Origin of the sequence: Streptomyces sp. NPDC057438 (assembly GCF_042802995.1) — a bacterium.
Taxonomy (GTDB): domain Bacteria; phylum Actinomycetota; class Actinomycetes; order Streptomycetales; family Streptomycetaceae; genus Streptomyces.
Map to the genome: position 1 here is coordinate 1 of NZ_JBHVDD010000032.1, position 26,370 is coordinate 26,370.

Annotated in this window: 23 protein-coding genes; 11 read left to right on the plus strand and 12 right to left on the minus strand. The window is 71.4% G+C overall.

Annotated features, from left to right (window positions below; translation table 11 throughout):
- Nucleotides 1-198 precede the first annotated feature (198 nt).
- A complete protein-coding gene (locus ACFU5F_RS19355; protein ID WP_383888491.1) occupies nt 199-693 on the minus strand; it encodes a DUF3145 domain-containing protein in 495 nt (164 codons plus the stop codon).
- Between the two features lie 274 nt (nt 694-967).
- Here ACFU5F_RS19355 and ACFU5F_RS19360 point away from each other — a divergent pair, with 274 nt between their 5' ends.
- Both ACFU5F_RS19360 and ACFU5F_RS19365 read left to right on the plus strand, forming a co-directional pair.
- Nucleotides 968-1,867 carry an SGNH/GDSL hydrolase family protein gene (locus ACFU5F_RS19360; RefSeq protein WP_383888494.1) on the plus strand — a complete coding sequence of 300 codons (900 nt, stop codon included), beginning with the start codon at nt 968-970 and terminating at the stop codon, nt 1,865-1,867.
- Nucleotides 1,868-1,900: 33 nt separating this feature from the next.
- Nucleotides 1,901-2,890, plus strand: coding sequence for an aldose epimerase family protein (locus ACFU5F_RS19365; protein WP_383888497.1), 990 nt, complete (start codon nt 1,901-1,903; stop codon nt 2,888-2,890).
- A gap of 6 nt (nt 2,891-2,896) precedes the next feature.
- Here the strand turns inward: ACFU5F_RS19365 and ACFU5F_RS19370 are convergent, their stop codons facing one another.
- Nucleotides 2,897-5,359: a glycoside hydrolase family 3 protein gene (locus tag ACFU5F_RS19370; protein ID WP_383888500.1), complete on the minus strand. Its 2,463-nt coding sequence runs from the start codon at nt 5,357-5,359 to the stop codon at nt 2,897-2,899.
- A 112-nt stretch (nt 5,360-5,471) separates the two neighbouring features.
- Here ACFU5F_RS19370 and ACFU5F_RS19375 point away from each other — a divergent pair, with 112 nt between their 5' ends.
- Both ACFU5F_RS19375 and ACFU5F_RS19380 read left to right on the plus strand, forming a co-directional pair.
- Nucleotides 5,472-6,068, plus strand: a complete 597-nt coding sequence (locus ACFU5F_RS19375; RefSeq protein WP_383888679.1) for a TetR/AcrR family transcriptional regulator — start codon at nt 5,472-5,474, stop codon at nt 6,066-6,068.
- Nucleotides 6,069-6,217: 149 nt separating this feature from the next.
- Nucleotides 6,218-7,537, plus strand: coding sequence for a pyroglutamyl peptidase (locus ACFU5F_RS19380; protein ID WP_383888682.1), 1,320 nt, complete (start codon nt 6,218-6,220; stop codon nt 7,535-7,537).
- 34 nt (nt 7,538-7,571) lie between these two features.
- On the opposite strand, the gene ACFU5F_RS19385 is transcribed toward ACFU5F_RS19380, so the two are convergent.
- The 3 genes from ACFU5F_RS19385 to ACFU5F_RS19395 form a co-directional block, all read right to left on the minus strand.
- Nucleotides 7,572-8,399 (minus strand): EI24 domain-containing protein, encoded by an 828-nt coding sequence (locus ACFU5F_RS19385; protein WP_383888502.1) that lies wholly within the window; start codon nt 8,397-8,399, stop codon nt 7,572-7,574.
- Between the two features lie 68 nt (nt 8,400-8,467).
- A complete protein-coding gene (locus ACFU5F_RS19390; RefSeq protein ID WP_383888505.1) occupies nt 8,468-9,661 on the minus strand; it encodes a GDSL-type esterase/lipase family protein in 1,194 nt (397 codons plus the stop codon).
- A gap of 45 nt (nt 9,662-9,706) precedes the next feature.
- A complete protein-coding gene (locus ACFU5F_RS19395) occupies nt 9,707-10,285 on the minus strand; it encodes a TetR/AcrR family transcriptional regulator (protein WP_383888508.1) in 579 nt (192 codons plus the stop codon).
- A 188-nt stretch (nt 10,286-10,473) separates the two neighbouring features.
- Here ACFU5F_RS19395 and ACFU5F_RS19400 point away from each other — a divergent pair, with 188 nt between their 5' ends.
- Nucleotides 10,474-11,643, plus strand: coding sequence for a serine hydrolase domain-containing protein (locus ACFU5F_RS19400; protein ID WP_383888511.1), 1,170 nt, complete (start codon nt 10,474-10,476; stop codon nt 11,641-11,643).
- Between the two features lie 123 nt (nt 11,644-11,766).
- Here the strand turns inward: ACFU5F_RS19400 and ACFU5F_RS19405 are convergent, their stop codons facing one another.
- Nucleotides 11,767-12,789 carry an NADP-dependent oxidoreductase gene (locus tag ACFU5F_RS19405; protein ID WP_383888514.1) on the minus strand — a complete coding sequence of 341 codons (1,023 nt, stop codon included), beginning with the start codon at nt 12,787-12,789 and terminating at the stop codon, nt 11,767-11,769.
- Between the two features lie 126 nt (nt 12,790-12,915).
- Between ACFU5F_RS19405 and ACFU5F_RS19410 the strand changes: the two genes are divergently transcribed.
- Together ACFU5F_RS19410 and ACFU5F_RS19415 are read left to right on the plus strand one after the other, a co-directional pair.
- Nucleotides 12,916-13,353, plus strand: coding sequence for a MarR family winged helix-turn-helix transcriptional regulator (locus ACFU5F_RS19410; protein WP_383888517.1), 438 nt, complete (start codon nt 12,916-12,918; stop codon nt 13,351-13,353).
- A gap of 40 nt (nt 13,354-13,393) precedes the next feature.
- Entirely contained in the window at nt 13,394-13,843 is a 450-nt protein-coding gene (locus ACFU5F_RS19415) for a GNAT family N-acetyltransferase (RefSeq protein WP_383888520.1), read from the plus strand.
- A gap of 92 nt (nt 13,844-13,935) precedes the next feature.
- Here ACFU5F_RS19415 and yjfF read toward each other — a convergent pair whose 3' ends face one another.
- The 6 genes from yjfF to ACFU5F_RS19445 all read right to left on the minus strand — a co-directional run bounded on the left by yjfF (nt 13,936) and on the right by ACFU5F_RS19445 (nt 21,386).
- Complete coding sequence (yjfF, locus tag ACFU5F_RS19420; RefSeq protein WP_383888522.1) at nt 13,936-14,970, minus strand: galactofuranose ABC transporter, permease protein YjfF; 1,035 nt, start codon at nt 14,968-14,970, stop codon at nt 13,936-13,938.
- Complete coding sequence (locus ACFU5F_RS19425) at nt 14,970-16,100, minus strand: ABC transporter permease (protein ID WP_383888685.1); 1,131 nt, start codon at nt 16,098-16,100, stop codon at nt 14,970-14,972. The genes yjfF and ACFU5F_RS19425 overlap by 1 nt, the downstream gene beginning before the upstream one ends.
- Before the next feature lie 11 nt (nt 16,101-16,111).
- Nucleotides 16,112-17,653 (minus strand): sugar ABC transporter ATP-binding protein, encoded by a 1,542-nt coding sequence (locus tag ACFU5F_RS19430; protein WP_383888525.1) that lies wholly within the window; start codon nt 17,651-17,653, stop codon nt 16,112-16,114.
- Nucleotides 17,654-17,895: 242 nt separating this feature from the next.
- Nucleotides 17,896-18,906, minus strand: a complete 1,011-nt coding sequence (locus ACFU5F_RS19435; RefSeq protein WP_383888528.1) for a substrate-binding domain-containing protein — start codon at nt 18,904-18,906, stop codon at nt 17,896-17,898.
- 141 nt (nt 18,907-19,047) lie between these two features.
- Nucleotides 19,048-20,097, minus strand: coding sequence for a LacI family DNA-binding transcriptional regulator (locus ACFU5F_RS19440; RefSeq protein WP_383888531.1), 1,050 nt, complete (start codon nt 20,095-20,097; stop codon nt 19,048-19,050).
- Between the two features lie 425 nt (nt 20,098-20,522).
- A complete protein-coding gene (locus ACFU5F_RS19445) occupies nt 20,523-21,386 on the minus strand; it encodes a hypothetical protein (protein ID WP_383888534.1) in 864 nt (287 codons plus the stop codon).
- Nucleotides 21,387-21,815: 429 nt separating this feature from the next.
- Here ACFU5F_RS19445 and ACFU5F_RS19450 point away from each other — a divergent pair, with 429 nt between their 5' ends.
- The 4 genes from ACFU5F_RS19450 (at nt 21,816) to chvE (ending at nt 26,359) form a co-directional block, all read left to right on the plus strand.
- Nucleotides 21,816-22,973, plus strand: coding sequence for a mandelate racemase/muconate lactonizing enzyme family protein (locus tag ACFU5F_RS19450; RefSeq protein ID WP_037725160.1), 1,158 nt, complete (start codon nt 21,816-21,818; stop codon nt 22,971-22,973).
- Entirely contained in the window at nt 22,970-24,007 is a 1,038-nt protein-coding gene (locus ACFU5F_RS19455; protein ID WP_383888538.1) for a zinc-binding dehydrogenase, read from the plus strand. The genes ACFU5F_RS19450 and ACFU5F_RS19455 overlap by 4 nt, the downstream gene beginning before the upstream one ends.
- 134 nt (nt 24,008-24,141) lie before the next feature.
- Nucleotides 24,142-25,110, plus strand: a complete 969-nt coding sequence (locus ACFU5F_RS19460; RefSeq protein WP_383888541.1) for a hypothetical protein — start codon at nt 24,142-24,144, stop codon at nt 25,108-25,110.
- Nucleotides 25,111-25,246: 136 nt separating this feature from the next.
- Nucleotides 25,247-26,359 (plus strand): multiple monosaccharide ABC transporter substrate-binding protein, encoded by a 1,113-nt coding sequence (chvE, locus tag ACFU5F_RS19465; RefSeq protein ID WP_383888544.1) that lies wholly within the window; start codon nt 25,247-25,249, stop codon nt 26,357-26,359.
- Nucleotides 26,360-26,370 lie beyond the last annotated feature (11 nt).

A 26,370-nucleotide genomic window follows, 5' to 3' on the forward strand; every position in this document is an offset into this window, starting at 1 on the left:
GCTCCCGGCTGTTTGTGTGGCGCGGGGGGGCGCGGGCGCGCGCGGCGCCAGGCGGCGCCCGGGGGCCGGGGGGTTGGGGGGGGGGGGGGGGGGGGGGGGGGGGCTTCTCGCGCCCACGCGGCGGAGCCGCACGCAGACACAGCCCCGCGCCCCCTGAAAGCCGAGACCCACAGAATCCCGGCTCCTGGAAGGGCGCCGTCACACCACCTGGTGGAGCCAGCGGACCGGGGCGCCCTCGCCCGCGTATCTGAACGGCTCCAGCTCGTCGTCCCAGGGCTTGCCGAGGAGCTTGGCGATCTCGGCCTCCAGGTCGGTCTCGCCGCGCTGGGAGCGGGTCAGGGCGGCCCGGAGACGGTCCTCGGGGATGAGGATGTCGCCGTGGATCCCGGTGACGGCGTGGAAGATGCCGAGCTCGGGGGTGCAGCTGTAACGCTCGCCCTCGGCGGTGGCGCAGGGCTCGGCGGTGACCTCGAAGCGCAGGAGGTGCCAGCCGCGCAGTGCGGAGGCGAGCGTGGAGGCGGTGCCGGCCCGGCCCTGCCAGGAGAACTCGGAGCGCCAGGTGCCGGGGGCGGCCGGCTGGCGGATCCAGTCGAGGTTCACGCGGGTCCCCAGAACGCCCGCGACGGCCCACTCCACGTGCGGGCACAGCGCACGCGGCGCGGAGTGCACGTACAGGACTCCACGTGTCGTCACCTGGGCCTCCACAGAGCAGGACGGTTTGCGATTCGGCGGATCAGCGGTGGCCGGGCGGCCACGTGGCGAGGCTACCGTGCGGCGGGGCAAGGAGTGTGACGTACCGTCGGAGCAGGCGCCAGGATGCGGAGCTGTTTCACCCGGGGGGACGCCTGTGCGGATGGAACGGTTCCGCCTTCTGTCGCATCGGACCCACGGCCTGCCGTTCCCGGGAACTCCCGCGCGTTGTCATGGTGGGAGCTTGTACGTGCGGACCGACCGAGGGGACCAGGGGATGCGGAAGCGACGCCACCGTTCGAGGGCGGTGTTCGGCGCGGCCTTGGCGGCGGTCCTGCTCGGCGTGTCGGGGTGTGATGCCACCGGTGGCGACTCCCCCGGCCCCGAAGGGACGGGACCGCGGGCGAAGCCCTCCGCCTCGCCCACCCCCGCCTGGGACAGCACCCCCGGGTCGCTGGCCGCCGTCGGGGACTCCATCACCCGGGGCTTCGACGCGTGCCAGGTGCTCTCCGACTGCCCCGAGGTGTCCTGGGCGACGGGGACGAAGGCCTCCGTCGACAGTCTGGCCGTACGGCTGCTGGGTAAGTCCGGGGCGGCGCGGCAGAGCTGGAACTACGCGGTGACCGGGGCCCGGATGGCCGATCTGCCGAGTCAGATGGCGCGGGCGGTCGCCCGTGAGCCGGAGCTGGTCACGGTGATGATCGGCGCGAACGACGCGTGCCGGGCGACCGCGGCCGCCATGACCCCGGTCGCCGACTTCCGCGCCGACTTCGAGGACGCGATGGCCACCCTGCGGGACAGCCTGCCGAAGGCGCAGGTGTTCGTGGCGAGTGTGCCGGACCTGAAGCGGCTGTGGTCCGAGGGCCGTTCGAGCCCGGTCGGCAAGCAGGTCTGGAAGCTGGGCATCTGCCCGTCCATGCTGGCCGACCCCGACCTCCTCACCACGGCGGCGGGCGAGCGGCGCGACGCCGTCCAGGACCGGGTGGAGGCGTACAACGACGTGCTGCGCGAGGTGTGCGAGAAGGACCGCCACTGCCGTCACGACGGGGGCGCCGTCTTCGACTACCGCTTCGGACAGACCCAGCTCAGCCAGTGGGACTGGTTCCACCCGAGCGTGGACGGACAGGCGCGGCTGGCCGAGATCGCCTACCGGATCATCAGCAGGAAGGGCGCGTGACCTGCGATTCTGCCGTGACCTAGGGTTTCGCTCATGAGTGAACACTTCGGCACGCTTCCGGACGGCGCGCCCGTGCACCGCTGGACGCTGGAGCGGGGCGGCACCCGGGTGCGGGTCCTGACGTACGGCGGGATCGTGCAGTCGGTGGAGGTGCCGGACCGTCACGGGCGGTCGGCGGACGTGGTGTTGGGCTTCCCCGGCCTCGACGGGTACCTCCGTCGTCAAGGGCCGTTCTACGGGGCGCTCGTGGGACGGTACGCCAACCGGATCGCAGGGGGCCGGTTCACCCTCGACGGGCGGGTGTACGCGCTGGAGCGCAACGACCCGCCGAACTCGCTGCACGGTGGCTCCCGCGGCTTCGACAAGCGGGTGTGGGAGGCCGAGGGGGTCGCGGGCGGGGCCGGGGTCCGGCTGACGCGGGTGAGTCCGGACGGCGAGGAGGGTTTTCCCGGGCGTCTGGAGGTGTCCGCCACGTACACGCTGGCGGAGGACGGGAGCGCGCTGCGGATCGCGTACGAGGCGGTCACGGACGCGCCGACGGTGGTGAACCTGACCAATCACTCGTACTGGAACCTGGGCGGGGCCGCCTCGGGAAGCGCCGGTGGGCACGAGCTGAGGATCGCCGCCTCCCGGGTGACGCCGGTGGACGCGGATCGGATTCCGGCCGGCGAGCCGGCGGAGGTCAGGGGGACGCGGTTCGACTTCCGCTCGGGCCGGAAGGTGGGGAGCGGGTACGACCACAACTTCGTGCTCGACAAGGGGGTCTCGCAGGGCGCGGAGGCGGTGGCCGAGCTGTGGGAGCCGGAGTCGGGGCGGGTGCTGAGCGTGGCGACGACCGAGCCGGGGATGCAGCTCTACACGGCGGATCACCTGGAGGGGCCCTTCGGGCCCGGGGCCGGGGTCGCGCTGGAGACGCAGCACTTTCCGGACTCGCCGAACCGGCCGCGGTTCCCGAGTACGGAGCTGCGGCCGGGCGGCGTCTACCGGTCGGAGACGGTCTACGGGTTCGGGGTGCGTTCGTAGGCCGCCCTACACCTCCAGCGGGGCCGTGACCCGGCGGTCGGCCAGGGAGCGGCCTGCCGCCAGCTCGTACGAACCCCGCACGTACGTCCATGAGCCGGTCGTCTCGTCCCAGATCTCGAAGGCCCGGGGCGGGAGTGGGACGGTCACCTCCCTCGTCTCGCCCGGGGCCGCCTCGACCGTCGCGAAGCCCGCCAGCCAGCGGGTCGGGCGGTTCTCGTCCGGGGTGGCGGGCGCCACGTAGAGCTGGACGGTCTCGCGGCCCTCGCGGGTGCCCGTGTTGCGGACGCGTACCGTCGCCGTCGTGCCGGAGACGTCGAGGGACTCGTACGTCCAGTCGGTGTAGCCGAGGCCGTGGCCGAAGGGGTACGAGGGTGTCGCGGAGTGCTTGTCCCAGGCGCGGTAGCCGATGAGGACGTCCTCGTCGTAGGTGAGTTCGCCGGCGGTCGGGGTGACCCGGGTGACGGGGGCGTCCGGGAGGGAGCCCCAGGTGGTGGGGAGGCGGCCGCCGGGCTCGTGGGCGCCGGTGAGGACGTCGGCGAGGGCGGCGCCGCCCTCCTGGCCGGGGAACCAGGTGAGGAGGACGGCGGCGACGTCCTCGCGCCAGGGGAGTTCCACCGGGGAGCCCGCGTTGACGACCACGACCGTCGCGGGGTTGGCCGCGGCCACCGCGCGGACCAGGTCGTCCTGGCGGCCGGGGAGGCGGAGGTCCTTGCGGTCGAAGCCCTCGGACTCGACCCGTTCGGTGGTGGCGACCACGACGACGGCCGTGTCGGCCGCGCGGGCGGCCTCGACGGCCTCGGCGATCAGGTCGTCGGGGTCGCGCTGCGGTCCCTGGTGGCAGAGCGAGAAGGCGAGCATCGTGATGGGGGCGTCGGGGGCCGGCTCCACGACATGGGTGAGTGACACCTGCACCGGGGTGCCCTCGGTCAGTTCGACCCGGGCCAGGGGGACGGGGGCGCCGAAGAACGACACGAAGGGGTCGTCCGTGTCGGTGGTCCGGACCCCGTCGAAGTGGGTGGTGCCGTCGACGGTGAGGGTGTAGGCGCCGAGGCCCTTGATGCCGAAGGTGTGCGTGCCGGTCTCGCGCGGGGTGAGGGTGCCGGTCACCTCGACGGTGTGCAGGGTGCGGTGGGTGACACCGTCGGGCAGGTCCGACCCCATCCACTGGATGTGGCCGTTGGGGGCGGAGCGGGTGCCGATGACCGTGCCCGAGGTGTCACGGCAGACGGCCTGGAGCGTGAATCCCTTGTCGGCGACGGCCAGTTCCTCGTTGGGGTCCGCGCCCACGGAGTAGGTGAGCGCGCCCTCGGGGAGCGCGGCGGTCAGGCCGTCGAGGGGGGAGACGACTCGGGTGGGGAAGACCGTGGCGGAGCCGCCGCCGAGGACCCGGGCGTCGCGGGCCGCGGCCCCGATGAGGGCGACCTTCGCCCCCTGCTCCAGGGGCAGGGCCGCCCGGCCGTCCCGTACGTCGTTGCGGACCAGGACGAAGGAGCGGCGGGCGATCTCGCGGGCCAGGGCCTCGCCGTCGACGGGGGCGGGCGGTTCGGTGACGACCGGGGCGGCGCCCTCCAGGATGCCGACGCGGGCGGCCAGGCGCAGGACCCGGCGGACCGCCTCGTCGAGGACGGACACCGCGACCTCGCCGGCGCGGACGGCGGCCGCCAGGGGCGCGCCGTAGACGGTCACCGGGCCGGGCATGGCGACGTCGAGTCCGCCGGCGAGGGCGCCGGTCGTGGAGCGGGCGGCCAGCCAGTCGGAGACGTTGAAGCCGTCGAAGCCCCACTCGCCGCGCAGGACCTCGTTCACGAGGTAGCGGTGCTCGGTCATCGTGGAGCCGTTGACCTGGTTGTAGGCGGTCATGATGCCCCAGGGACGGGCGTTCGCCACGATCGCCTCGAAGGGGGCCAGGTACAGCTCGCGCAGGGCGCGGGCGGAGACCAGGTTGTTCACGGTGAAGCGGTCGGTCTCGGCGTCGTTGGCGACGAAGTGCTTGACGGTCGTGCCGACCCCGCCGGCCTGGACGCCGGTCACATAGCCCGAGCCGATCTCCCCGGTGAGGTACGGGTCCTCGCTGTACGCCTCGAAGTGGCGACCGCCCAGCGGCGAACGGTGCAGGTTGACCGTGGGGGCGAGGAGGACGTGGACGCCCTTGCGGCGGGCCTCCTGGGCCAGCAACACCCCTGTGCGGCGGGCGAGTTCGGGGTCCCAGGTGGCCGCGAGGGCGGTCGGGGACGGCAGCGCGACGGACGGGTCGTCGGCGGTCCAGCGCACCCCGCGTACCCCGATGGGGCCGTCGGACATGACGAGGGAGGCGAGGCCGATCTCGGGGAGCGCGGGCAGGGTCCACATGTCCTGTCCGGAGAGCAGCCTCGCCTTGGCGTCGAGGTCCAGTCCGGCCAGGGCCTTGTCCACGGCCGCTTCGCGCGCCTCGTCGGCCGGGGTGGGGCGGGTGCCCGGGGTTGCCGCCATCGCGGTGCCTCCTCGTCGAGTCCGATCGTCACCTTCATCGTGCATCGATCACCTGTAGAGCGGTAGGTTCCGTGATCCTGCCGTGACTTTTCCTCTCCGCCGGCGGGACCGGATGCCGTACGGTGACGCCATGAGCGGCACCAGCAGGACCAGGGGCGTCAGGGGCGAGGAGCGGCGCGCGGAGATCGTGCTGGCGACCCTGGAGGTGATCGCCGAGCGCGGTTACCGGGGTGCGAGCATGGCGGCGGTCGCCGAGCGCGTCGGACTGACCCAGCAGGGCCTGCTGCACTACTTCCCCACCAAGGACGCGCTGCTCGTCGCCGTCCTGGAGGAACGGGACCGCTGGGACGCCCTGCCCGACAGCACGCTGCGGCTCGATCTGCTGGGCTCCCTCGTCGAGTACAACGCCATGCGGCCCGGCATCGTCCAGACCTTCTCCGCGCTGCTGGGCGAGAGCGTGACCGAGGGCCATCCCGCGCGGGAGTTCTTCACGCAGCGGTACGGGCGCGTGCGGGGGGCCATGGCGGAGGTGCTGCGCGCCGAGTACGGCGACCGGCTGCCGAGCGGTCTCACACCGGAGCGGGCGGCGCCGCTGCTGGTCGCCGTGATGGACGGCCTGCAGTACCAGTGGCTGCTGGATCCGGGCTCCGTGGACATGCCGGGGGCCTTCGGTGACTTCCTGGCGCTGCTGGGCGAGGACGTGGGCTGAGTCCGGCCGCGCGCACCGCCGGGCCTGTCACGGTGGCCGAAGGTGCCCGTGGCGTACACCCCTCCCGTCACGCGATACTGCCGCCGTCCGGAGCGACACCCCCACGGCACGACAGCGACGGAAGGACCCCGAGTCCCTTGATATTCCCCCTGACTTCCCGGCGGGCACGCGGCGCGACGATCGGCCTGACGGCCCTGCTGGCCGGTCTCTGCACCCCCGCGTCCGCCTCTCCCGCCGCCCCCTCCCCCTCGGCCGCCGCGGCGGCGGCCCGCACCGTCGAGGAACAGCGGCTGGACCGGGCCGTCCCTCAGGAAATCCTGCGGAGGTCCGGATTCGACGCCGTGGCACCGGAGTTCGGGCGGGCGCTGGCCGGGGCGCGGTCGTACGCCCAGGCCGAGCGGATCGCCGTACGCGAGGGTGCGCGGTTGTGGGCACGGGCCGTGGACCGGGCGCAGGGGCGCGGGCCCGCGGGCGGTGATCTCAGCCGGGACGACGACCGGCCCCTGTACTGGGCGCGGTTGGGGATGACGCGGGAAGTGCGCGGCTGGGAACCGGAGTTCGGCTTGTCGGACCGTCAGAGGGCGGACCTGCTCGGCGCGTTGGAGCGGGCGTCGCGGGGGCAGGACTCTTTGACCTACCCCCGGGGCGGCAAGGGGATGAAGCGGGTCCTCGTCACCGGGTTCGATCCGTTCACGCTGGACCGGGACGTGCGGATCTCCAACCCGTCCGGGGCCACGGCCCTCGCCCTCGACGGCACGGTGATCCGGACCGCCGACGGCCCCGCGCGCATCGAGACCGCCGTCTTCCCGGTCCGCTGGCAGGACTTCGCGGACGGCACGGTCGAGCGCACCCTGCGGGGGCGGCTGCCGCAGGTCGACCTCTTCGCGACCGTCAGCCAGGGCCGGGTGGGGCGTTTCGACGTCGAGCGGACCAACGGGGCCTGGCGCGGCGGCTTCGCCGACAACGACAACATCGGCCGCACCGGGACCGTGCCGGTGACCGACCCCGCCACCCAGCCCCAGTGGACGACCACGACCCTGCCGTACACGGACGTCGTCGCCGCGGAGACGGGCCGCTTCCCGGTGTACGACAACACGAGCGTCACCGAGATCCCCGCGGGCGGTACGACGGCGGTCGTACGGCCGGACGGGCCGACGCCCGGCTCGACCGCGCGGGCCGGGGGCGGCGGCGACTACCTCTCCAACGAGATCGCCTACCGGGCGACGCTGCTGCGCGACCGGCTGGGACTCGGCGCCTCGCTGCCGGGCGGGCATGTGCACACGCCCGTGCTGCAGTTCGGGGCCGGCAACACGGACCCGGCGACCGGGACGGTGACCGATCCCGTGTTCGTGCGGAACCGGCTGGACATCATCGCGCAGGTGCGGGCGATCGTGACGGTCGCGGTGGAGGCCACAGCCTCGGGTTCCGGTGCGGCCGGTTCCGGTGCGGCCGGGGGAACGCGGTACTGACGCAGGGTCCGGGTGCCGGCGCCGAGGGGCTGCCTCAGGCGCCGACCTCGGGCTTGCGGAACATGCCGTGCTGACCGTTCTGCGCGGGGACCCGGTTGCGCTCGGCCTCGTCGGTCGTCTCCTCACCCAGCAGGTCGCGGGCCATGAGGGTGGCGCCCGCGACCGCGCCCGGCATCAGGAAGACGGCGACGAACGGCACCAGGAAGGCGAGGCCCAGCGGGGTGCCGAAGCCCCAGATCAGCATCTTGCGGGAGTGCAGGAGGGCGAGCCGGGCGCGGAGTTCGACGCGGCGGCGCTGGAGGGCCACGGCGGTCAGCTCCTCGGTGAGGAAGAAGCCGGTCACCATGAAGCCGATCACGGGGACGACCGTCTGGCCGACGAACGGGACGAAGCCGAGGCCGAACAGCAGCAGGGCCCACACGAGCGCCCGGACGACGATCCGGAGGCTGTCCCGGCCCGAGATCCACAGCTCCCGCCACAGCGGCAGGCCGGACTCCGGTGCGGTGCCGTCCGGGGAGACGTCCCGGTCGACCCTCTCCGAGAGGTTCTCGTAGAAGGGCTGGCCGATGAGGAGGGTCACCGCGGTGAAGGTGATCACCGCGAGGGCCAGGGCGAGGGCGAACAGCACGGCGGTGAGGAGGCCGCGGAAGAGGCCGGCCCAGGGGCTGGACCAGTCGTCCGCGAAGGGGGTGGCCCAGGTGACGAAGTCCGGGCCCCAGACGCCGAGCGCGACCAGGGCGCCCAGGTAGAGGACGAGTGTGATCAGGCCCGGGATCAGACCGAAGCCGTACTGCCTGCCGTGCCTGGCCACCCAGCGTTGGCCCTGCACCAGATACTGGAAACCCACCCCTAGATCGCGCATGGGGCAAATTTTACCCAGCGGGATGCGGGCGGTCCGCGGTGGGAGCGCGGGCGCGGGGTCCGGGGTGCTCAGGGGGCGAAGGCACCTTCCCGTCCGAAGGCCAGCTTCGCGAACCGTTCGCCGATGAGGCGGTGGGTCTCGGCGTCCGGGTGCAGGTCGTCCGGGAGCGGGAGGCCGGCGGTGTCGGACTCGCCGTACAGGGTGAGGCCGTCGAGGTGGTGGAGGTTCGGGTCCTCCGGGGAGCGTTGGGCCACGATCGCCGCGAGTTCCTCGCGGATCACTTTCAGGGTGAGCCTGCCGGGGGTGGGGTCGTCCGGGTCGCCCATCGCGCGGAAGCGGAGCCGGCCCTCGGCGAGGTCGGTGAAGTCGGGGGCGCTGGGGCCGGGGGTGTCCTCGTGGATGGGGCAGAGGATCGGGGAGACGACGAGGAGGGGCGCGGTGGGGTGGCCGTCGCGGATCGTGTCGAGGAAGCCGTGCACGGCGGGGGCGAAGGCGCGCAGCCGCATCACGTCGTGGTTCACCAGGTTGATGCCGATCTTGACGCTGATCAGGTCGGCGGGGGTGTTCCGGATGGCGCGGGCGGTGAAGGGGTCGAGGAGGGCGCTGCCGCCGAGGCCCAGGTTGACGAGGTCGACGCCGGCGAGGCCGGCGGCGTGGGCGGGCCAGATCTCGGTGGGGCCGGCGGCGTCGGAGCCGTGGCTGATCGAGCTGCCGTGGTGCAGCCAGACCCTGCGGCCCCGGTCCGGGGCGGGCTCGACGGGGGCGTCGGTGCGCAGGGCGAGGAGTTCGGTCGTCTCGTTGTGCGGGAGCCAGATCTCGACCGTCTTCAGGCCCTCGGGGAGGTCGGTGAAGCGTACGGTGCCGGGTGGGCCGGGGCGGTGCTCGGACCGGCCGGTGGTCATGTCGAGGGTGATGGTGTTGCCGTCCGGCACGCTCGCGCGGGCGGTCAGCCGGCCGTCGACGAGGAGGTCGTACAGGCCGTCCGGGCGGGGCGGGGCGCCCACGTAGGCCCGCTTGGTGCGCAGGGCGTCCAGTTCGATCGCGGTGGCGCGGGTGCGCAGGACGAGGCGTACGCCGGAGGGCTGGGACTCGACCACGGCCAGCTGCGGATCGGTGCACTGGGCGCGGGCCCGGGCCGGCAACCGGTGGGGCAGCAGCCCGTGCTCGGTGCGTTCCAGCTCCAGGGCGCCGTGCACGAGGTCGGCGGTGAGGGGGGTGGTGATCCAGTGGGGGCTGCTGGGGTTCTCGGGGTTCGCGGGCATGTCCTTACCTGACGATCGGTGGGGTGGGGGGCGGCACTGCGTGGATCAACCGGGGGGCGGGACCGGCCAGTTGCGCAGCAGGGCGTCGAGGGCGTCGAGGATCCGGTCCCAGCTCTCCTGCGCGTCGGGGGCGCTGTGGCTGAAGCCGCCGGCCGACTCCAGGCTGACGTACCCGTGGAAGACGCTGCCGAGGAGCCGGACGGCGTGGGTCTGGTCCGGTTCGGTGAGGTCGTAGCCGCGCAGGATCGCCCGTGTCATCTGCGCGTGCCTGCCGCCCGCACTGGCCGCGGCGGCCTCCGGGTCCAGTCTCAGCTGGGCCGCCGCGTAGCGGCCGGGGTGTGCGCGGGCGTAGTCGCGGTACACGTTCCCCAGCGCCGCCAGCGCGTCCTTCCCTGCCCGTCCGGCGAGCGCGGCGGCGCCCCGGTCGGCCATCTCCTCCAGGGCGAGCAGGGCGATCCGGGTCCTGAGGTCCTGGGAGTTGCGCACATGTGAATAGAGACTCGCGACCTTCACGTCGAACCGCCGGGCCAGCTCGGACACGGTCACCGCCCCGAACCCGATCTCATCGGCCAACTCCGCCCCCGCCCGCGCGAGCCGCTCCGGGGTGAGACCCACGCGTGCCATGACCGTCCTTCACTCGACCTGTACCGACGACATCCACCGACGCCGACTGTATGGATTATGCAATTGCCTAAACTGTTTAGGCAAGAGCCATTGATTCTTAGGATCAGCATCCGGGGGGAATTCGTGCAGGTAGGGCGGGCGTTGGGGAGCGGGTGGGGGATGGGTGGCGTCGAGGAGAGGGAGTGGGTATGGGTGAGGGGACCCGGGCGGTCGGTGTCCAGGGGACGGTGGCCGAGGGCTTCGAGGCGGTGCGTGAGGCGTTCGCCGTGTTCGTGGGCGGTGAACGGGCCGATTACGAGGGGCAGTTGACCGCGTATGTGCACGGGCGGCGGGTCGTGGATCTGTGGGCGGGGCCCGCGGAGACCGGCGGCGACACGCTGTACGGGGTGTTCTCCTCGACCAAGGGCGCCGCGCATCTCGTCGTCGCGCTCCTCGTCCAGGACGGTGTGCTGGAGCTGGACCGGGAAGTCGCCCACTACTGGCCGGAGTTCGCGGCCGAGGGCAAGGGGGCGGTGACCCTGCGGGAGCTGCTGGCGCACCGCGCGGGGCTCGTCGGCACCGATGCCGGGTTCACGCTGGAGGAGCTGGCGGACGACCGTGTCATCGCCGAACGCCTCGCCGTCCAGCGCCCGTTCTGGCGGCCGGGCACGGCCTTCGGGTACCACGCGCTCGTGATCGGCGCGCTCACCGGAGAGGTCGTACGGCGGGCGACGGGGCGCACGCTGCAGGAGGTGTACGAGGAGCGGGTCCGGGCCCCGTACGGGCTCGATCTGTACCTGGGGCTGCCCGCCGAGCACGAGCCACGGTTCCGGAGCGTGCTGCCGATGACGCCGACGCCCGCACAGCAGGCCGAGCTGGACGCCGTACCGAGCGGGCCGCACACGCTGGCGTCGATCGCGTTCAACTCCCAGGTGCCGGAGCCGGGCGAGCTGACGGACTTCCCCAACGCGCGGATCGTGCGGGCGAGCGGGCAGTCGTCGGCGGGCGGTGTCGGCTCGGCGCGCGGGCTCGCCGGGATGTACGCGGCGGCCATCAGCACGGTGGACGGCCGTCCGCCGCTGCTGAAGCCCGACACCGTCGGTGAGTTCGGCCAGATCCACTCCGTCGGCCACGATCTGGTGGCCCGCGCCCCCAAGGCGTTCGGCCTCGGGTTCCAGGCGACCGCCGAACTCGTGCACCCTTTCCTCGGCGCCGGTACCTTCGGCCACAGCGGCGCCGGCGGCTCCCAGGCCTTCGCCGACCCCCGCGCCGGCCTCGCCTACGGCTACACCCGCCGCCGGATGGCCTTCCCGGGCGGGGCGGCGCCGGAGAACGCGGGGTTCGTCCGGGCCGTGCACACGGCGGCGCTGGCGCTCTGAGGGCCACGCGTCCGGCCCTCGGCCCGGCCCCGCACACGAGAACGGAGTCCGCACCCCACGTCCAGGGGTGCGGACTCCGTCATGTGCAACGAACGCGAGCGGGCGTCCGTCACGGGGAGGGGCTCAGAGCTTGACGATCATCTTGCCGGTGTTGTCGCCGCGCAGGACGCCGAGGAAGGCCTCCAGGTTGTTCTCGATGCCCTCGACGACGGTCTCGCGGTACTTGAGCGCGCCCGAGGCGACCCAGGGGCCGACCTCCTGGACGAACTGGGGCTGGAAGTCGTAGTGGTCACCGACGAGGACACCCTCGACGCGCAGACGGTTCTGCAGGATCTTGACCATGTTGCGCGGGCCGGGGGTCACCTCGGTCGAGTTGTACTGGGAGATCATGCCGCAGATCACGGCCCGGCCCCGCAGGTTGAGCGCGCCGATCGCGGCCTCCAGGTGCTCGCCGCCGACGTTGTCGAAGTAGACGTCGATGCCGTCGGGGGCGGCCTCCTTGAGCTGCTCCCACACGGGGCCGTTCTTGTAGTTGAAGGCGGCGTCGAAGCCGTACTCCTCCACGAGCAGCTTGACCTTCTCGTCGGAGCCGGCCGAGCCGATGACGCGGGAGGCGCCCTTGAGCTTGGCTATCTGGCCGACCTGGCTGCCGACCGCGCCGGCGGCGCCGGAGACGAACACCGCGTCGCCCTCCTTGAAGGCGCCGACCCGCAGCAGGCCCGCGTAGGCGGTGAGACCGGTCATGCCGAGGACACCGAGGTAGGTGGAGAGCGGCGCGGCGTCCGGGTCGACCTTCACCGCCTGCTTGGCGTCGATCGTGGCGTACTCGCGCCAGCCGCCGAAGTGCAGCACGTGGTCGCCGACGGCGATGCCGTCCGCCGCCGAGGCGACGACCTCGCCCACGGCGCCGCCCTGCATGACCTTGCCCAGCTCGAACGGGGCGACGTACGACTTCGCGTCGCTCATGCGGCCACGCATGTACGGGTCCACGGAGAGGTACGTGTTCCGTACGAGGACCTCACCCGCGCCGGGCTGCCGGATCTCCGCCTCGACCAGGGCGAAGTCCTCGTCCTTGGGCCAGCCGACGGGGCGGCTCAGCAGGTGCCATTCGCGGCTGGTGGCGGGGAGGGCGGGGGTGTCGGACATGGGGGTGTGCCTTCCTGCGGGTGCGTGGTGCGAGCGGTGGTGCATACCGCACGGTTACTTCACTGTCTGAAACAACCATGCTCCTGAATATTTCATGTTGTCAAGTAAAGAGGTAACCTCGACCCCATGCCCACGCAGAAGACGACCCCCCGCGTCGACCCCTTGACCATGGAGGTCGTCGAACTCATCGGCACGGTGGTGGCCCGCTACCACGAGGAGTACGAGGACGCCGCCGCCGAGCACGCGCTCACCGGCGCGCAGGCCCGGCTCCTCGGCCTCCTTTCCCTGGAACCGCTCCCCATGCGCCGTCTGGCCCAGAAGCTCCGCTGCGAGCCCTCGAACGTGACCGGCATCGTGGACCGGCTGGAGACCCGGGGCCTGGTGGAACGCCGCCCCGACCCCGGCGACCGCCGCGTGAAGCTGGCGGCGGCGACGGCGGAGGGCCGCCGGGTGGCCGGCAGCCTGCGGGACTCCCTGGACTTCGCCCGGGAGCCGCTGGCGGGGCTGAGCGCGGCCGAGCGGGAGGTGTTGCGGGATCTCCTGCGGCGGATGGTCGGGGCGTAGGGCCGCCCGGTCTCGCATGCCGCCCGCTAGCATGTAATGCATGCAGAGCCAAAATGACCCTTACGAACTGAGCGTGGGCGTGCCCTCGGTCGAGGTCTTCCGCCGTCTGCGTACCGATGCGGGCCTCTCCGACAAGGCTCCCGAAGCGGTCGCGTCCGCGCTGCCCCACACCTGGCACGGGGTGGTGCTCCGGCACGAGGGGCGGCCCATCGGCATGGGGCGGGTCATCGGGGACGGCGGTACGGCGTTCCAGATCGTCGACATCTGTGTGCACCCCGCCCACCAGGGCCGCGGCCTCGGCAGGCGCATCATGGCCGCGCTCACGGAGGAACTGGAGCGCCGGGCACCCGCCACCGCGTACGTCTCCCTGATCGCGGACGGTCCGGCCCGCTTCCTCTACGAGAAGTTCGGCTTCGCCGACACCGCCGCGCACGGCTCGATCGGCATGTACCGGGTGATGGGCGGGGGTTCGCGGAGCCGCGGCGCGTAGCCGACCGGGCAGCCGACCGGGCAGAGACCCGAAAGAACAGGGGACGCCCGCCCGTTCCCGGGCGGGCGTCCCCTTCGGTTCGGGTGACGCTCTCAGGTCTTCTTGCGTGCCGTCATCGCCCGCTGGATCAGGATGAACGCGCACAGCAGCACACCCGTGGCGATCTTCGTCCACCAGGAGCTGAGGGTGCCCTCGAACTGGATGATGCTCTTGATCAGGCCCAGGACGAGGACGCCGAACAGGGTGCCGATGACATAGCCGGAGCCGCCCGTGAGCAGCGTGCCGCCGATGACGACCGCGGCGATCGCGTCCAGTTCCATGCCGGTGGCGTGGAGCGGGTCGCCGGACTGGATGTAGAGGGTGAAGAGCAGGCCCGCCAGCGCCGAGCAGAAGCCGGACACCGTGTACACGGCGATCTTGGTACCGCCCTGCGGGAGGCCCATCAGCATCGCGGACTGCTCGTTGCCGCCGATGGCGTACACCCGCCGGCCGAAGCGGCTGTAGTGGAGGATGTAGAACGCCGCCGCCAGCACCACCAGCGCGACGATCGCGCCGATGGACAGGAAGCCGAGGCCCAGCTGCGCCTGCGCCTGCGCCAGGCTGCTGACCGTCTCGTCGCCGATGGCGATGGACTCCTTGCTGATGACCAGGCACAGGCCCCGGAAGAGGAAGAGGCCGGCGAGGGTCACGATGAAGGGCTGGATCTCGAAGTTCTGGATCACGTAGCCCATCAGGAAGCCGCCGAGGGCGCCCACGGCCAGGGCCATGGGGATGACCAGCAGGATCGGCAGGCCCTGGCGCTCCACCAGCCAGGCCGTGAACATCGTGGTGAAGCCGATGACCGAGCCCACGGACAGGTCGATGCCTCCGGAGAGGATCACGAAGGTCGCGCCGACGGCGGCCACCAGCAGGTAGCCGTTGTCGATGAACAGGTTGAGGAAGACCTGCGGTTCGCCGAAGCCGTAGTTCTGGTAGCGGCTCAGGCCCGTGATGTACATCGCGAGGAAGAGGACCGCGGTCACCAGGACGGGCAGCCGCCGGTCGGCGAGGAGCGCCGAGACCTTGGAGGAGGACGTCGGTGCCGCGAGGGTGTCCTGGGGCGGCGGGGTCTTGGTGGTCGCGGTCATCACGACACCTCCATCTTCGGGGCCGCGTCGGCGGGCGCGGTGGCGGACTTCGCCGGGGCCGCGGGCGACGTGCTGCCGCCGGTCGCGCCGGGCTTGGAGCCGGACCGGGCGCCGAAGACCTTCGCGCGGAACTTCGGGGACTGGAGCAGGCAGACGACGATGACGACGGCGGCCTTGAAGACCAGGTTGGTCTGGGTGGGGACGCCGATCGTGTAGATCGTCGTGGTGAGGGTCTGGATGACCAGGGCGCCGACGACCGTGCCGCCGATGGAGAACCGGCCGCCCAGCAGCGAGGTGCCGCCGATCACCACGGCGAGGATCGCGTCCAGCTCGATCCACAGACCGGCGTTGTTGCCGTCGGCCGCCGAGGTGTTGGAGCTGATCATCAGGCCCGCGATGCCCGCGCAGAGGGCGCAGAAGACGTAGACCATGATCTTGATGCGCATGGAGCGGATGCCGACCAGACGGCTGGCCTCGGCGTTGCCGCCGACCGACTCGACGAGGAGGCCGAGGGCGGTCCTGCGGGTCAGGGCGACCGTGATGGCGACGACCGCCGCGACGACGAAGATGGAGAAGGGCAGCGTCAGCCAGTAGCCGCCGCCGATCAGCTTGTACGGCTCGCTGTTGATGGTGATGATCTGGCCGTCGGTGATCAGCTGGGCGACGCCCCGGCCGGCGACCATGATGATCAGGGTCGCGATGATGGGCTGGATGCCCATCCGGGCCACCAGGAAGCCGTTCCACAGCCCGCAGACCACCGCCGCCACCAGGCCGATGCCCATGGCCAGGAAGACCGCCGACAGGGTGTTCTGGTCGGCCTGGTCACTGATGTACGAGCAGGTCAGGGCGCCGGTGATGGCGACGACCGCGCCGACCGAGAGGTCGATGCCGCCGGTGGCGATGACCAGGGTCATGCCGACCGCCACCAGGATCAGGGGCGAGCCGAAGAGCACGATCGAGACGAGGCTGCCGTAGAGGTGCCCGTCGGTCATCCTGATCGAGAAGAAGTCGGGGGTGAAGGGGACGTTGATGAGCAGCAGCGCCACCAGGACCGCGACGGGCCAGAACAGGTGGTGGTGCGTCAGCGCCCGCCAGCGGGATGCCGTGCCGGTCGTGGCCGTCGTCGCCACGGGTGGGGTGCTCACTGGTTGTCTCCGTGTTCTCCACTCGCGATGGTCTCCAGGATCCGGCTGGTGGTGATCTCCGGTCCGTTGGTCAGCTTCGCCACCAGCTTGCGGTCGCGCAGCACGCCGATGGTGTGGCTGAGGCGCAGGACCTCCTCCAGCTCGGCCGCGATGTAGAGCACGGACATGCCGTCCTCGGAGAGGGACACCACGAGCTTCTGGATCTCGGCCTTGGCTCCGACGTCGATGCCGCGGGTGGGCTCGTCGAGGATCAGCAGCTTCGGCTGGGTGATCAGCCAGCGGGCGAGCAGTACCTTCTGCTGGTTGCCGCCGCTCAACTGCCCCACGCGGGCCTCGGGGTTGGCGGGCCGGATGTCGAGGGCCCGGATGTACTTGGCGACGAGTTCGTCGCGCTGGGCGGCCGGGATGGGACGGGTCCAGCCGCGGGACGCCTGGAGGGCCAGGATGATGTTCTCCCGGACCGTCAGATCGGGAACCAGGCCCTCGGTCTTGCGGTTCTCCGAGCAGAACGCGACCCCGGCGCCGATGGCGTCGTTCGGGGCGTTCATCGGGACCTGCCTGCCGCCCACGGTGACCTTGCCGCTGTCGGGCTGGTCGGCGCCGAAGAGCAGCCGGGCGAGTTCGGTGCGGCCGGAGCCGAGCAGTCCGGCGAGGCCCACGACCTCGCCCTTCTTGATGTCCAGGTCGAAGGGGGCGATACCGCCGGTGCGGCCGAGGCCCTCGGCGTGCAGCAGGGTCTCTCCGACGTCGGCGTGCAGCTGCTGCTCGTGCAGTTCCTCCAGCTGGTCCAGGTCCTTGCCGATCATCAGCTGGATCAGGCCGACCTGGTCGAGTTCGCTGACCATGTGCTCGCCGACGAGGGTGCCGTTGCGCAGGACGGTCATGCGGTCGCAGATCTCGTAGATCTGGTCGAGGAAGTGCGAGACGAAGAGGATGGCGACGCCGTCGTCCTTCAACCGCCGCATCAGCCGGAAGAGTTCGAGGACCTCGTCGCGGTCGAGACTGGACGTCGGCTCGTCGAGGACGAGGACCTTGGTGCCCTTGCCCTCCTCGCCGCCGGTGCCCACCGACCGTACGATCGCGACCAGTTGCTGCACGGCCAGCGGGTACGAGGACAGCGGGGCCGTCACGTCGATGTCGAGGCCGAGCCGGTCGACCAGCTCCGCGGCCTCCTGGCGCAGGCGCTTCCACTGGATGCGGCCGAAGCGGGTGGGCTCGCGGCCGATGAAGATGTTCTCCGCCACCGAGAGGTTGGGGCAGAGGTTGACCTCCTGGTAGACGGTGTTGATCCCGGCCTGCTGCGCCTGCAGCGGGCTGGCGAACCCGACGGACTCGCCGTCGAGGGTGATCTCTCCGCCGTCCAGGGAGTAGACCCCGGTGAGCACCTTGATGAGGGTGGACTTGCCGGCGCCGTTCTCGCCCATCAGAGCGTGTATCTCGCCGGGGAAGAGCCGGAAGTCGACGCCCGACAGAGCCCGTACCCCCGGGAATTCTTTGACTATGCCCGTCATCTCCAGGACGGGCCGCGGCTCTGCCATAAGTCTCCTAGCGAGGACCACCGGCGTTGCCCGGTGGGGGAATTCACTTACGTGGGCTGTGGTGCGTTCGTCCGCCCCGGAAGGGGGGCGGTCCGCGCCGGCCCGTGACCTTCGGGCCGGGAGCCCGCACACGGGGCGCGGTCACGGCCGCGCGCCTCATGCGATCGCGTCGCCGCAGGCCCTCAGGGGGCCCGGCCGACCGGGATGTCGGTCGGCCGGAGGCTCCCTGCCGGTGGGTGCGGTCAGTACTTGCGGGTGGGGAGGGCGTCCTTGGCCTGGTCCTGCATGAAGTCGCTCTCCTTGGTCTTGATCCAGCGATCGACCTTCTCGCCGTTCTTGACCTTCTCCACGACCTCCATCAGCTGGGGGCCGAGCAGCGGGTTGCACTCGACGATGGCGTTGATCTTGCCCTCGGACATGGCGATGAAGCCGTCCTTCACGCCGTCGACCGTGACGATCAGGATGTCCTTGCCGGGCTTCTTGCCGGCCGCCTCGATGGCCTGGATGGCACCGATGCCCATGTCGTCGTTGTGCGCGAACAGCACGTCGATGTCCGGGTTGGACTGCAGGAAGGCCGCCATGACCTGCTTGCCGCCGGCGCGGGTGAACTCACCGGTCTGGCTGACGACGATCTCCCAGTCGTCCTTGTGCTCGGCGTCCATGACCTCCTTGAAGCCCTTGGCGCGCTCGATCGCGGGGGCGGCACCGGTGGTGCCCTCCAGCTGGGCGATCTTCACCTTGCCCTTGTGGCCGGCCTTCTCCAGGACCTTCTCCAGGATCTTGGCGGCGCGGCGGCCCTCGTCGGTGAAGTCGGAGCCGACCAGGGTGACGAACAGGGACTCGTCGGAGGTCTCGACGGAGCGGTCGGTCAGGACGACCGGGATCTTCTTGGCCTTGGCCTCCTTCAGCACCGCGTCCCAGCCGGTGACGACCACCGGGGAGAAGGCGATGACGTCCACGCCCTGGGTGATGAAGCTGCGGATCGCGGAGATCTGGTTCTCCTGCTTCTGCTGCGCGTCGGAGAACTGGAGCTTGTAACCCGCCTCCTTGGCCGCCGACTTCACCGAGTCGGTGTTGGCGCTGCGCCAGCCGCTCTCGGAGCCGACCTGGGAGAAGCCGAGGGTGATCTTCTTGCTGCCGCCACCGCTCGAGCCGGAGTCACCGGTGGAGCTGTCCTCCTTGGCGCAGGCCGTCAGACCCGTCGCGGCCACCACGCCGACCGCCGCGGTGAGGAAGTTTCTTCTGTTGAGCATGTCTTCTCCTTTGAAGAGCCGGTCCGGGAAGGACCGTTGGTACTCGTGGTGGACCGGCCGCACTGCGTCCAACCTGTCGATCATTGTTCGAAATGTCGGCCACACTGATGGATGAAAAGCGTTCGGTTGTTCGGTGCCGCGTCAGCCGGGCGGAGTGCCCGCCCCCGCGGGCAGGTACGGGAAGGTGCTGGCGCGGACGACGAGCTGCGGTTCGATGGCGATCCTGGACCGTCCGGCGGAGGACCGGCCCTCGATCAGGTCGAGCAGCAGGGCGATGCTCCGCCGGCCCACCGTCGTGAAGTCCTGCCGGACGGTGGTGAGCGGTGGGGCGAAGAACTCCGACTCCGGGATGTCGTCGAAGCCGACCACCGCCACGTCCTGGGGCGTGCGTACGCCCGCCTCCCGCAGCGCGCGCAACACCCCCAGCGCCATCTGGTCGTTGGCGACGAAGACCGCGGTCAGCCCCCGGCCCACCCAGCCGGCCAGTTCCTGGCCCGCCCGGTAGCCCGACAGCGGGCTCCAGTCCCCGCGCAACGGCTGCGGCGGTTCGATGCCCGCCTCTTCGAGGGCGGCCCGCCAGCCGACCGTCCGGTCCGCCGCCTCCTGCCAGTCCTCGGGTCCGGCGAGGTGCCAGACCTTGCGGTGCCCCGCGGCGAGCAGATGGCCGGTGGCCAGCCGCGCGCCCAGCTCCTGGTCCACGTTGACGCTGGGGACCTCCGAGCCGGAGCCGGTGCCCACGGCCACCACCGGGAAGGGGAGCCGCAGTTCGGCCAGGGCCGCGACCGCCGACCGCTGCGGGGCGAGAGCGATCACTCCGTCCACGCCGCCGTCGCTGAGGCGGTCGACGGCTTCGGAGAGCGTCTCCACGGTCAGCTCGCGCAGACTGACCGTCGAGACGAGGTACCCCTCGGCCAGGGCCGCCTCCTCCAGCGCGAACAGCGTGCTGGCCGGCCCGTAGAGCGTGGTGTTGGAGGCGACCACGCCCAGCGTCTGGGTGCGCCGGGTCACCAGGGCCCGTGCGGAGGAGTTGCGACGGTAGCCCATCTCCTCGATCGCGCGCTGCACCCTGGTCCGGGTCTCGTCCCGGACGTTGGGGTGGTCCCCCAGGACCCGGGAGACGGTCTGGTGCGAGACACCCGCCTGGCGCGCCACGTCGGCCATGGTGGGCGGCCTGAGCTGCGAGTGGGTCACGGCCGCACCTCCTCGGCGGTCGACGGTGGACAGGTCCTGTGCTGCGGGTGGTTCGGTACTGCGGGTAAGTCCGGTGGCGGCGACGGTTCCCGCGCCTCGGACGGGCCCTGTGCGGCGGGCGGATGGTTCCGCGCCGTCGGCATCACGCCGGGGTCCCTGAAAACCCCAGGTCGGCCGCCGGTGGTGCGAGTGGGGACGGTGCCGGCACGACGCTCGTACCTCCTCGGATGCCCTGGGGCGTCGACTGGTGAATGCGGACGTCATTGTGAGCGCTAACAATTCATGGCGGTCAAGAGGGATGCGCCAGGGAAGGCGTCACGGTTGGATAACGCGGCGGCCGGGAGGAGTGGGGCAGGGGGCGGCCGGAGCATGCCGCAGCCCCCGGCACGGTCTCCGCTCCGGGGGCTCTGACCTGCCCGTTCTTCCTACGAGCACCACCACAGGAATTGCTTGCAGGTCGCCGAAGGACTGGGCTGCGGGGCGGGTTCGTCCGCGGTCGGCTCATCGGTCGGCTCATCGGTCTCCGCGGGGCCCGGGGCCGGCTTCGCGACCGAGGGGGCGGGGTTCGCCGTCGCCTTGGACGCCGACCGGTCCTCGGGGCGGTCGCCGTTCTCATCGGCGTCCTCGTCCACGGATCGCCCGGACTCGGAGGCGGACGGGGAGGCCGACTTGTCCGGCTTCTTCCTGTCCTTCGCCGCGTCGGCCGGCCCGTCCCCCGCGCCGCCCCCGGCCTTCGCGGCGCCGTCCGCCGAGGCCGCCGGGGAGGCGTCGGAGACGTCGTCGACGGAGGCCGCACGCGGCTCCCTCGGCGGTGCCTCCATGCCGAGTTCGGCGAGGCTCAGCCCGCCGGCGGCGAGCAGCAGACCGACCCCGGCGATCAGCACCCGCCGGCGCCGCCGCCGGTGCGCGGCGGCCTTGCGGTCCCGCCGTCCGGCCCGTGCGCCGCGACCGCGACCCCGGGACCGTCCCCGACGCGAGCCGCCCTCCGGGGCGTCACCCGCGCCGTCCGGCCCGAACTCGGGCGCGTCGCCGTCGAGTCGGTCCACGGCAGGAGCTTCCCGCCCGGCCCGCGCACCGCGGCCCCGGGAGCGGGACCGGCGGCCGCCGGGCTCCGCGGTGCCGCTCTCGGCAGCCTCCCCGAACGCGGCGCCGCCGTCGGCGTGCTCCTCCACGGCCGGGGCACTCTCGTCGGCCCGCACACCGCGGCCCCGGGACCGGCACCGGCGTCCGCCGGGACTCGCCGGAGCGGCCTCCGAGGCGGGCGCGTGCCCGAGGGGGGTCTCGTCCACGAAGGGGGCCCCGTGCGCGAAGGAAGTCTCGTGTTGGTCCGCGGCCGTGCCGTCCCCGGCGGACAGGGCGTCCGGGTGGGTGCGGCACTCTTCGGCCGACGCGCCGCACCCCGAGCAGGAGAAGGCGCCATTGAGGTGCCGTTGGCACGGGTGGCAGTAATCCATGACGCCGGAAGATTATGTTCCGCAGCGGTGACGTTCCCGGGTGGGCCCGTGAAAGTTGTGTAGGAACCTCGTGGACCAGGCACGCCGGAGGCGGACGGCCGGGGCCGTCCGCCCGCCGTCCGGATCCTCGGGCCCCTCGACACGCAACCGTTGTGGGTTCACCCCATTGACACCCAGACCGGGTCGTCCTTACTGTCGCGACCAGCATTTCGAACGAGCGACGAAATTTCGAACAGACACAGACCACAAAGGACAGGGAGTACCGTGCGCATCACGGGAATCAGCACGCACGTGGTCGGGACGCCGTGGCGGAACCTGACCTACGTACAGGTGCACACCGACGAGGGGCTCACCGGCGTCGGCGAGACCCGCATGCTGGGCCACACCGACGCGCTGCTCGGCTATCTGCACGAGGCGAAGACCAACCACATTCTCGGCTCGGACCCGTTCGCTGTCGAGGACCTCGTCAAGCGGATGAAGTACGGCGACTACGGCCGGGCCGGCGAGATCGTGATGTCGGGCATCGCCGTCATCGAGATGGCCTGCTGGGACATCAAGGGCAAGGCCCTCGGCGTGCCGGTCTGGCAGCTGCTCGGCGGCAAGGTCACCGACAAGGTCAAGGCGTACGCCAACGGCTGGTACACGACCGAGCGCACGCCCGAGGCTTACCACAAGGCGGCGCAGGGCGTCATGGAGCGCGGCTACAAGGCGCTCAAGATCGACCCCTTCGGCACCGGCCACTTCGAGCTGGACCACGAGCAGAGCCTGTACGCCGTCTCGCTGATCGAGGCCGTACGCGACGCCATCGGCCCGGACGCCGAGCTGATGCTGGAGATGCACGGCCGGTTCTCGCCCTCCACCGCCGTCCGTCTCGCCAAGGACCTGGCGCCCTTCAAGCCCGCGTGGCTGGAGGAGCCGTGCCCGCCGGAGAACCTGAAGGCGCTGGAGAAGGTCGCCGCCAAGGTCGACATCCCGGTGGCCACGGGTGAGCGCATCCACGACCGGATCGAGTTCCGGGAGCTCTTCGAGAGCCAGGCCGTGGACATCATCCAGCCCGACGTCGGCCACATCGGCGGCATCTGGGAGACCCGCAAGCTGGCCGCCACCGCCGAGACCCACTACACGCTGGTGGCGCCGCACAACGTGGGCGGCCCGGTGCTGACCGCGGCCTCGCTCCAGGTCGGCTTCACCTCCCCGAACTTCAAGATCCTGGAGCACTTCAACGACTTCGCGGACGCGGAGATCAAGAAGGTCGTCTCCGGGGCCCCGGAGGTCGTGGACGGCTACTTCCACCTGTCCGACAAGCCCGGCCTCGGCGTCGAGCTCGATGTGGACGCGGCGGCGGAGTTCCCGCAGCAGCAGGCCCGCTTCGACCTGTGGGCCGAGGGCTGGGAGCAGCGCAAGCCCAAGGGCAGCGAGTGACCGCCACGCCCGACGCGGCCGACGCCGGCTCCCCGGCAGCCGTCGTCATCGAGGCACCGGGCGAGCACCGGCTGGTGCCGCACGAGCCCCGGCAGCCGGCGGCCGGCGAGGCTCTCGTGCGGGTGCACGCCTCCGGGATCTGCGGCAGCGACCGCGAGGTCTTCCAGGGCAACCGGCCGGAGGGGTACGTCCGTTACCCGCTCACGCCGGGCCACGAGTGGTCCGGGACGGTCACGGCCGTCGGTGACGGTGTCCCTTCAAGCCTTGTAGGCCGCAAGGTCGTGGGCGAGGGCTTCCGGAACTGCCAGGTGTGCGACCGCTGCCACGCGGGCGAGACCACGCTGTGCTCGGCGGGGTACGAGGAGACCGGGTTCACCCAGCCCGGCGCGATGGCCACGACCCTGACCCTGCCCGCGCGTCTGCTGCACGTTCTCCCGGACGACGCGGATCTGTCGGCGGCGGCGCTGCTGGAGCCGGCCGCGTGCATCGCGGCCGCCGCGCTCAAGGCGAACGCCGTCCCGGGCGAGCGGGTGGCCGTGGTGGGCACGGGAACGCTCGGCATGTTCGCCGTTCAGTTCCTGAAGGCGGCGTCCCCGGCCGAGCTGCTCGTCGTGGGCACCCGGCCGGACCGGGCGGAGCTGTCGAAGCGGTTCGGCGCCACGGACTTCCGCACCAAGGACCAGGAGCTGCCGGGCGACTTCGACGTCGTCATCGAGACCGCCGGGTCCGCGGACGCGGCGACCACGGCCGCCGCCCTGCTGCGGCGCGGCGGGCGGCTGGTCCTGACGGGCATCCCGGCGGCGGGCGCGGACGGGCTCGACCCGACCGACCTGGTCGTGAGGCAGCTGGAGGTGCACACGGTGTTCGGCGCGGCGCCGGACGCCTGGGCGCACACCGTGCGGGTCTTCGGAGCCGGGCTGCTGGACCCGCTGCCGCTCGTCACGCACGAGCTGCCCCTGGAGCAGTTCTCGCAGGCCATCGAGCTGGTGGGGTCCGGTGACCCGACCGTCGGAAAGGTCCTGCTGCGGCCATGACACACCCCTGAGCCGTGCGCCGGTACGGGGTACCTGACGACCTCGTACCGGCGCACTCCCACGATGTTTTTGTGCACCGAGAGCCGCGAACCTTGTCCGAAATACCGAATCCCACGCAGCCAGAAGGACAGCTTGTGACCGACACCACCGCTCCGGCGCCGCGCCGACCCGGCGAGCAGGCCCTCGCCGCCCTCGGGCTGAACGCACCCGCCCTCGACCCTTCCGACGCCTCCCCGCACTCCTTCCCCGGCGGTGGCCGCTGGCGCACCGAGGTGCCCTCCGTGGAGGGGCCCGAGGCGCTCGGCGTGGTCCTCAAGGAGGCCTCGCGGCTCGACGTGCCGATCCACCGGATCAGCCAGGGCAGCGGCGTGTGGATGCTCACCGACGCCGAGATCACCGAGATGGTGGAGGCGACGGCCGAGCGTGACATCGAGCTCTGCCTGTTCACCGGCCCCCGCGGCACCTGGGACATCGGCGGCTCCACCCGCACCGACTCCAAGGGCGCCGGTCTGCGGGCCCGGGGCCACGACGCGGTCGCCGGGTGCGTCGAGGACGCCGTGCGCGCGACCGAGCTGGGTGTGAAGTGCCTGCTCGTCGCCGACGAGGGTGTGCTGTGGACGCTGCACCGGGCGCGGCTGGAGGGGATCATCCCGGTCGACACGACCTTCAAGGTGTCGGCGCTGATCGGCCCGGTCAACCCGACCGCGTACGCCGTGTACGAGAACCTGGGCGGCGACTCGATCAACGTGCCCAGCGATCTGACGCTCGATCACCTCACCGAGATCCGGCGGGTGTCGGGCGCTCCGATGGACATGTACATCGAGGCACCCGACGACCTCGGCGGCTATGTGAGGATGTACGAGGTCGCCGAGCTGATCCGGCGCGGCGCACCGATCTATCTGAAGTTCGGCCTGTCGAAGGCCCCCGGGATCTACCCCTACGGGCACCACATGCGGGACCTCACCCTGTCCACGGCGAAGGAACGCGTACGGCGCGGCCGACTGGCCCTGGACCTCCTCGCGCGGCACGGAGCGGACGGCGACATGGCGCCGCTCGGTACCCGTTTGCCCGGAGATCTGAAGCGGTTCGGAAATCCCTCATAACGAAGCGGACAACGGGCTTCACAGAAGAAGACGCAGTCACACAGAATCCCCCACATCTCCTCTGGCTCCTTTCGGCTCATGAAGTGCCGTCCCCGCCAGAACGTACAGAGCCTTCAAGACATCAAGGATGATGATCATGCGCACTCGCCGAGCCGCACTCGCCGCCATAGCCTCCACCGCCTCCCTCGCCCTCACCCTGACCGCCTGTGGTCAGAGCGGTGAGGGTGGCAGCGAGGACAAGGGCGGCAGCACCGAGGGCGCCACCATCGGCATCGCGATGCCGACCAAGTCCTCCGAGCGCTGGATCGCCGACGGCAAGAACGTCGTGACCAACCTCGAGAAGATGGGCTACAAGACCAAGCTGGTCTACGGCGAGGACGACCCGGACCAGCAGGTCGGCCAGATCGAGAACCTGATCACGCAGGGTGTGAAGGCCCTCATCGTCGCCGCCATCGACAACAAGTCGATGAACAACGTGCTGCAGCAGGCCGCCGACGCCGACATCCCGGTCATCTCCTACGACCGCCTGATCCTCGGCACGAAGAACGTGGACTACTACGCCTCCTTCGACAACGAGAAGGTCGGCGAGCTCCAGGGCGGCTACATCGTCGAGAAGCTGGGCCTCAAGGACGGCTCCAAGAAGGGCCCGTTCAACGTCGAGCTGTTCGCCGGCTCCAACGACGACAACAACACCCGCTACTTCTTCCAGGGCGCCATGAACGTCCTGCAGCCCTACATCGACAAGAAGCAGCTCGTCGTCAAGTCCGGCCAGACCCAGCTCAACCAGGTCACCACCCTGCGCTGGGACGGCGGCACCGCCCAGAAGCGCATGGACGACATCCTGACCTCGGCGTACAAGAGCGACCGCGTGGACGCCGTCCTCTCCCCGTACGACGGCATCTCCATCGGCATCCTGTCCGCGCTGAAGTCGGACGACTACGGCTCCAAGAGCAAGCCGCTGCCGATCGTCACGGGCCAGGACGCCGAGGTCGCCTCGGTGAAGTCGATCATCGCCGGTGACCAGTCGATGACCGTCTACAAGGACACCCGTGAGCTGGCCAAGGTCGCCTCGAACATGGTCGACGCGCTGCTGAACGACAAGAAGCCCGAGGTCAACGACACCAAGACCTACGACAACGGCTCGAAGGTCGTCCCCGCCTACCTGCTGGAGCCGGTCAGCGTCGACAAGGCGAACTACAAGGAGACCGTCGTCGACTCCGGCTACATCAAGGAGAGCGACCTCAAGTAGTACGACGGCTC

Coding starts and splice junctions, on each gene's coding strand:
- ACFU5F_RS19405 (WP_383888514.1), bottom strand. CDS start 12,789: ATGTCCGACACCCCCGCCCTCCCCGCCACCAGCCGCGAATGGCACCTG.
- ACFU5F_RS19400 (WP_383888511.1), top strand. CDS start 10,474: ATGGGTGAGGGGACCCGGGCGGTCGGTGTCCAGGGGACGGTGGCCGAG.
- ACFU5F_RS19370 (WP_383888500.1), bottom strand. CDS start 5,359: ATGGCGGCAACCCCGGGCACCCGCCCCACCCCGGCCGACGAGGCGCGC.
- ACFU5F_RS19360 (WP_383888494.1), top strand. CDS start 968: ATGCGGAAGCGACGCCACCGTTCGAGGGCGGTGTTCGGCGCGGCCTTG.
- ACFU5F_RS19395 (WP_383888508.1), bottom strand. CDS start 10,285: ATGGCACGCGTGGGTCTCACCCCGGAGCGGCTCGCGCGGGCGGGGGCG.
- ACFU5F_RS19430 (WP_383888525.1), bottom strand. CDS start 17,653: ATGGCAGAGCCGCGGCCCGTCCTGGAGATGACGGGCATAGTCAAAGAA.
- chvE (WP_383888544.1), top strand. CDS start 25,247: ATGCGCACTCGCCGAGCCGCACTCGCCGCCATAGCCTCCACCGCCTCC.
- ACFU5F_RS19415 (WP_383888520.1), top strand. CDS start 13,394: ATGCAGAGCCAAAATGACCCTTACGAACTGAGCGTGGGCGTGCCCTCG.
- ACFU5F_RS19410 (WP_383888517.1), top strand. CDS start 12,916: ATGCCCACGCAGAAGACGACCCCCCGCGTCGACCCCTTGACCATGGAG.
- yjfF (WP_383888522.1), bottom strand. CDS start 14,970: ATGACCGCGACCACCAAGACCCCGCCGCCCCAGGACACCCTCGCGGCA.
- ACFU5F_RS19365 (WP_383888497.1), top strand. CDS start 1,901: ATGAGTGAACACTTCGGCACGCTTCCGGACGGCGCGCCCGTGCACCGC.
- ACFU5F_RS19385 (WP_383888502.1), bottom strand. CDS start 8,399: ATGCGCGATCTAGGGGTGGGTTTCCAGTATCTGGTGCAGGGCCAACGC.
- ACFU5F_RS19435 (WP_383888528.1), bottom strand. CDS start 18,906: ATGCTCAACAGAAGAAACTTCCTCACCGCGGCGGTCGGCGTGGTGGCC.
- ACFU5F_RS19390 (WP_383888505.1), bottom strand. CDS start 9,661: ATGCCCGCGAACCCCGAGAACCCCAGCAGCCCCCACTGGATCACCACC.
- ACFU5F_RS19375 (WP_383888679.1), top strand. CDS start 5,472: ATGCCGTACGGTGACGCCATGAGCGGCACCAGCAGGACCAGGGGCGTC.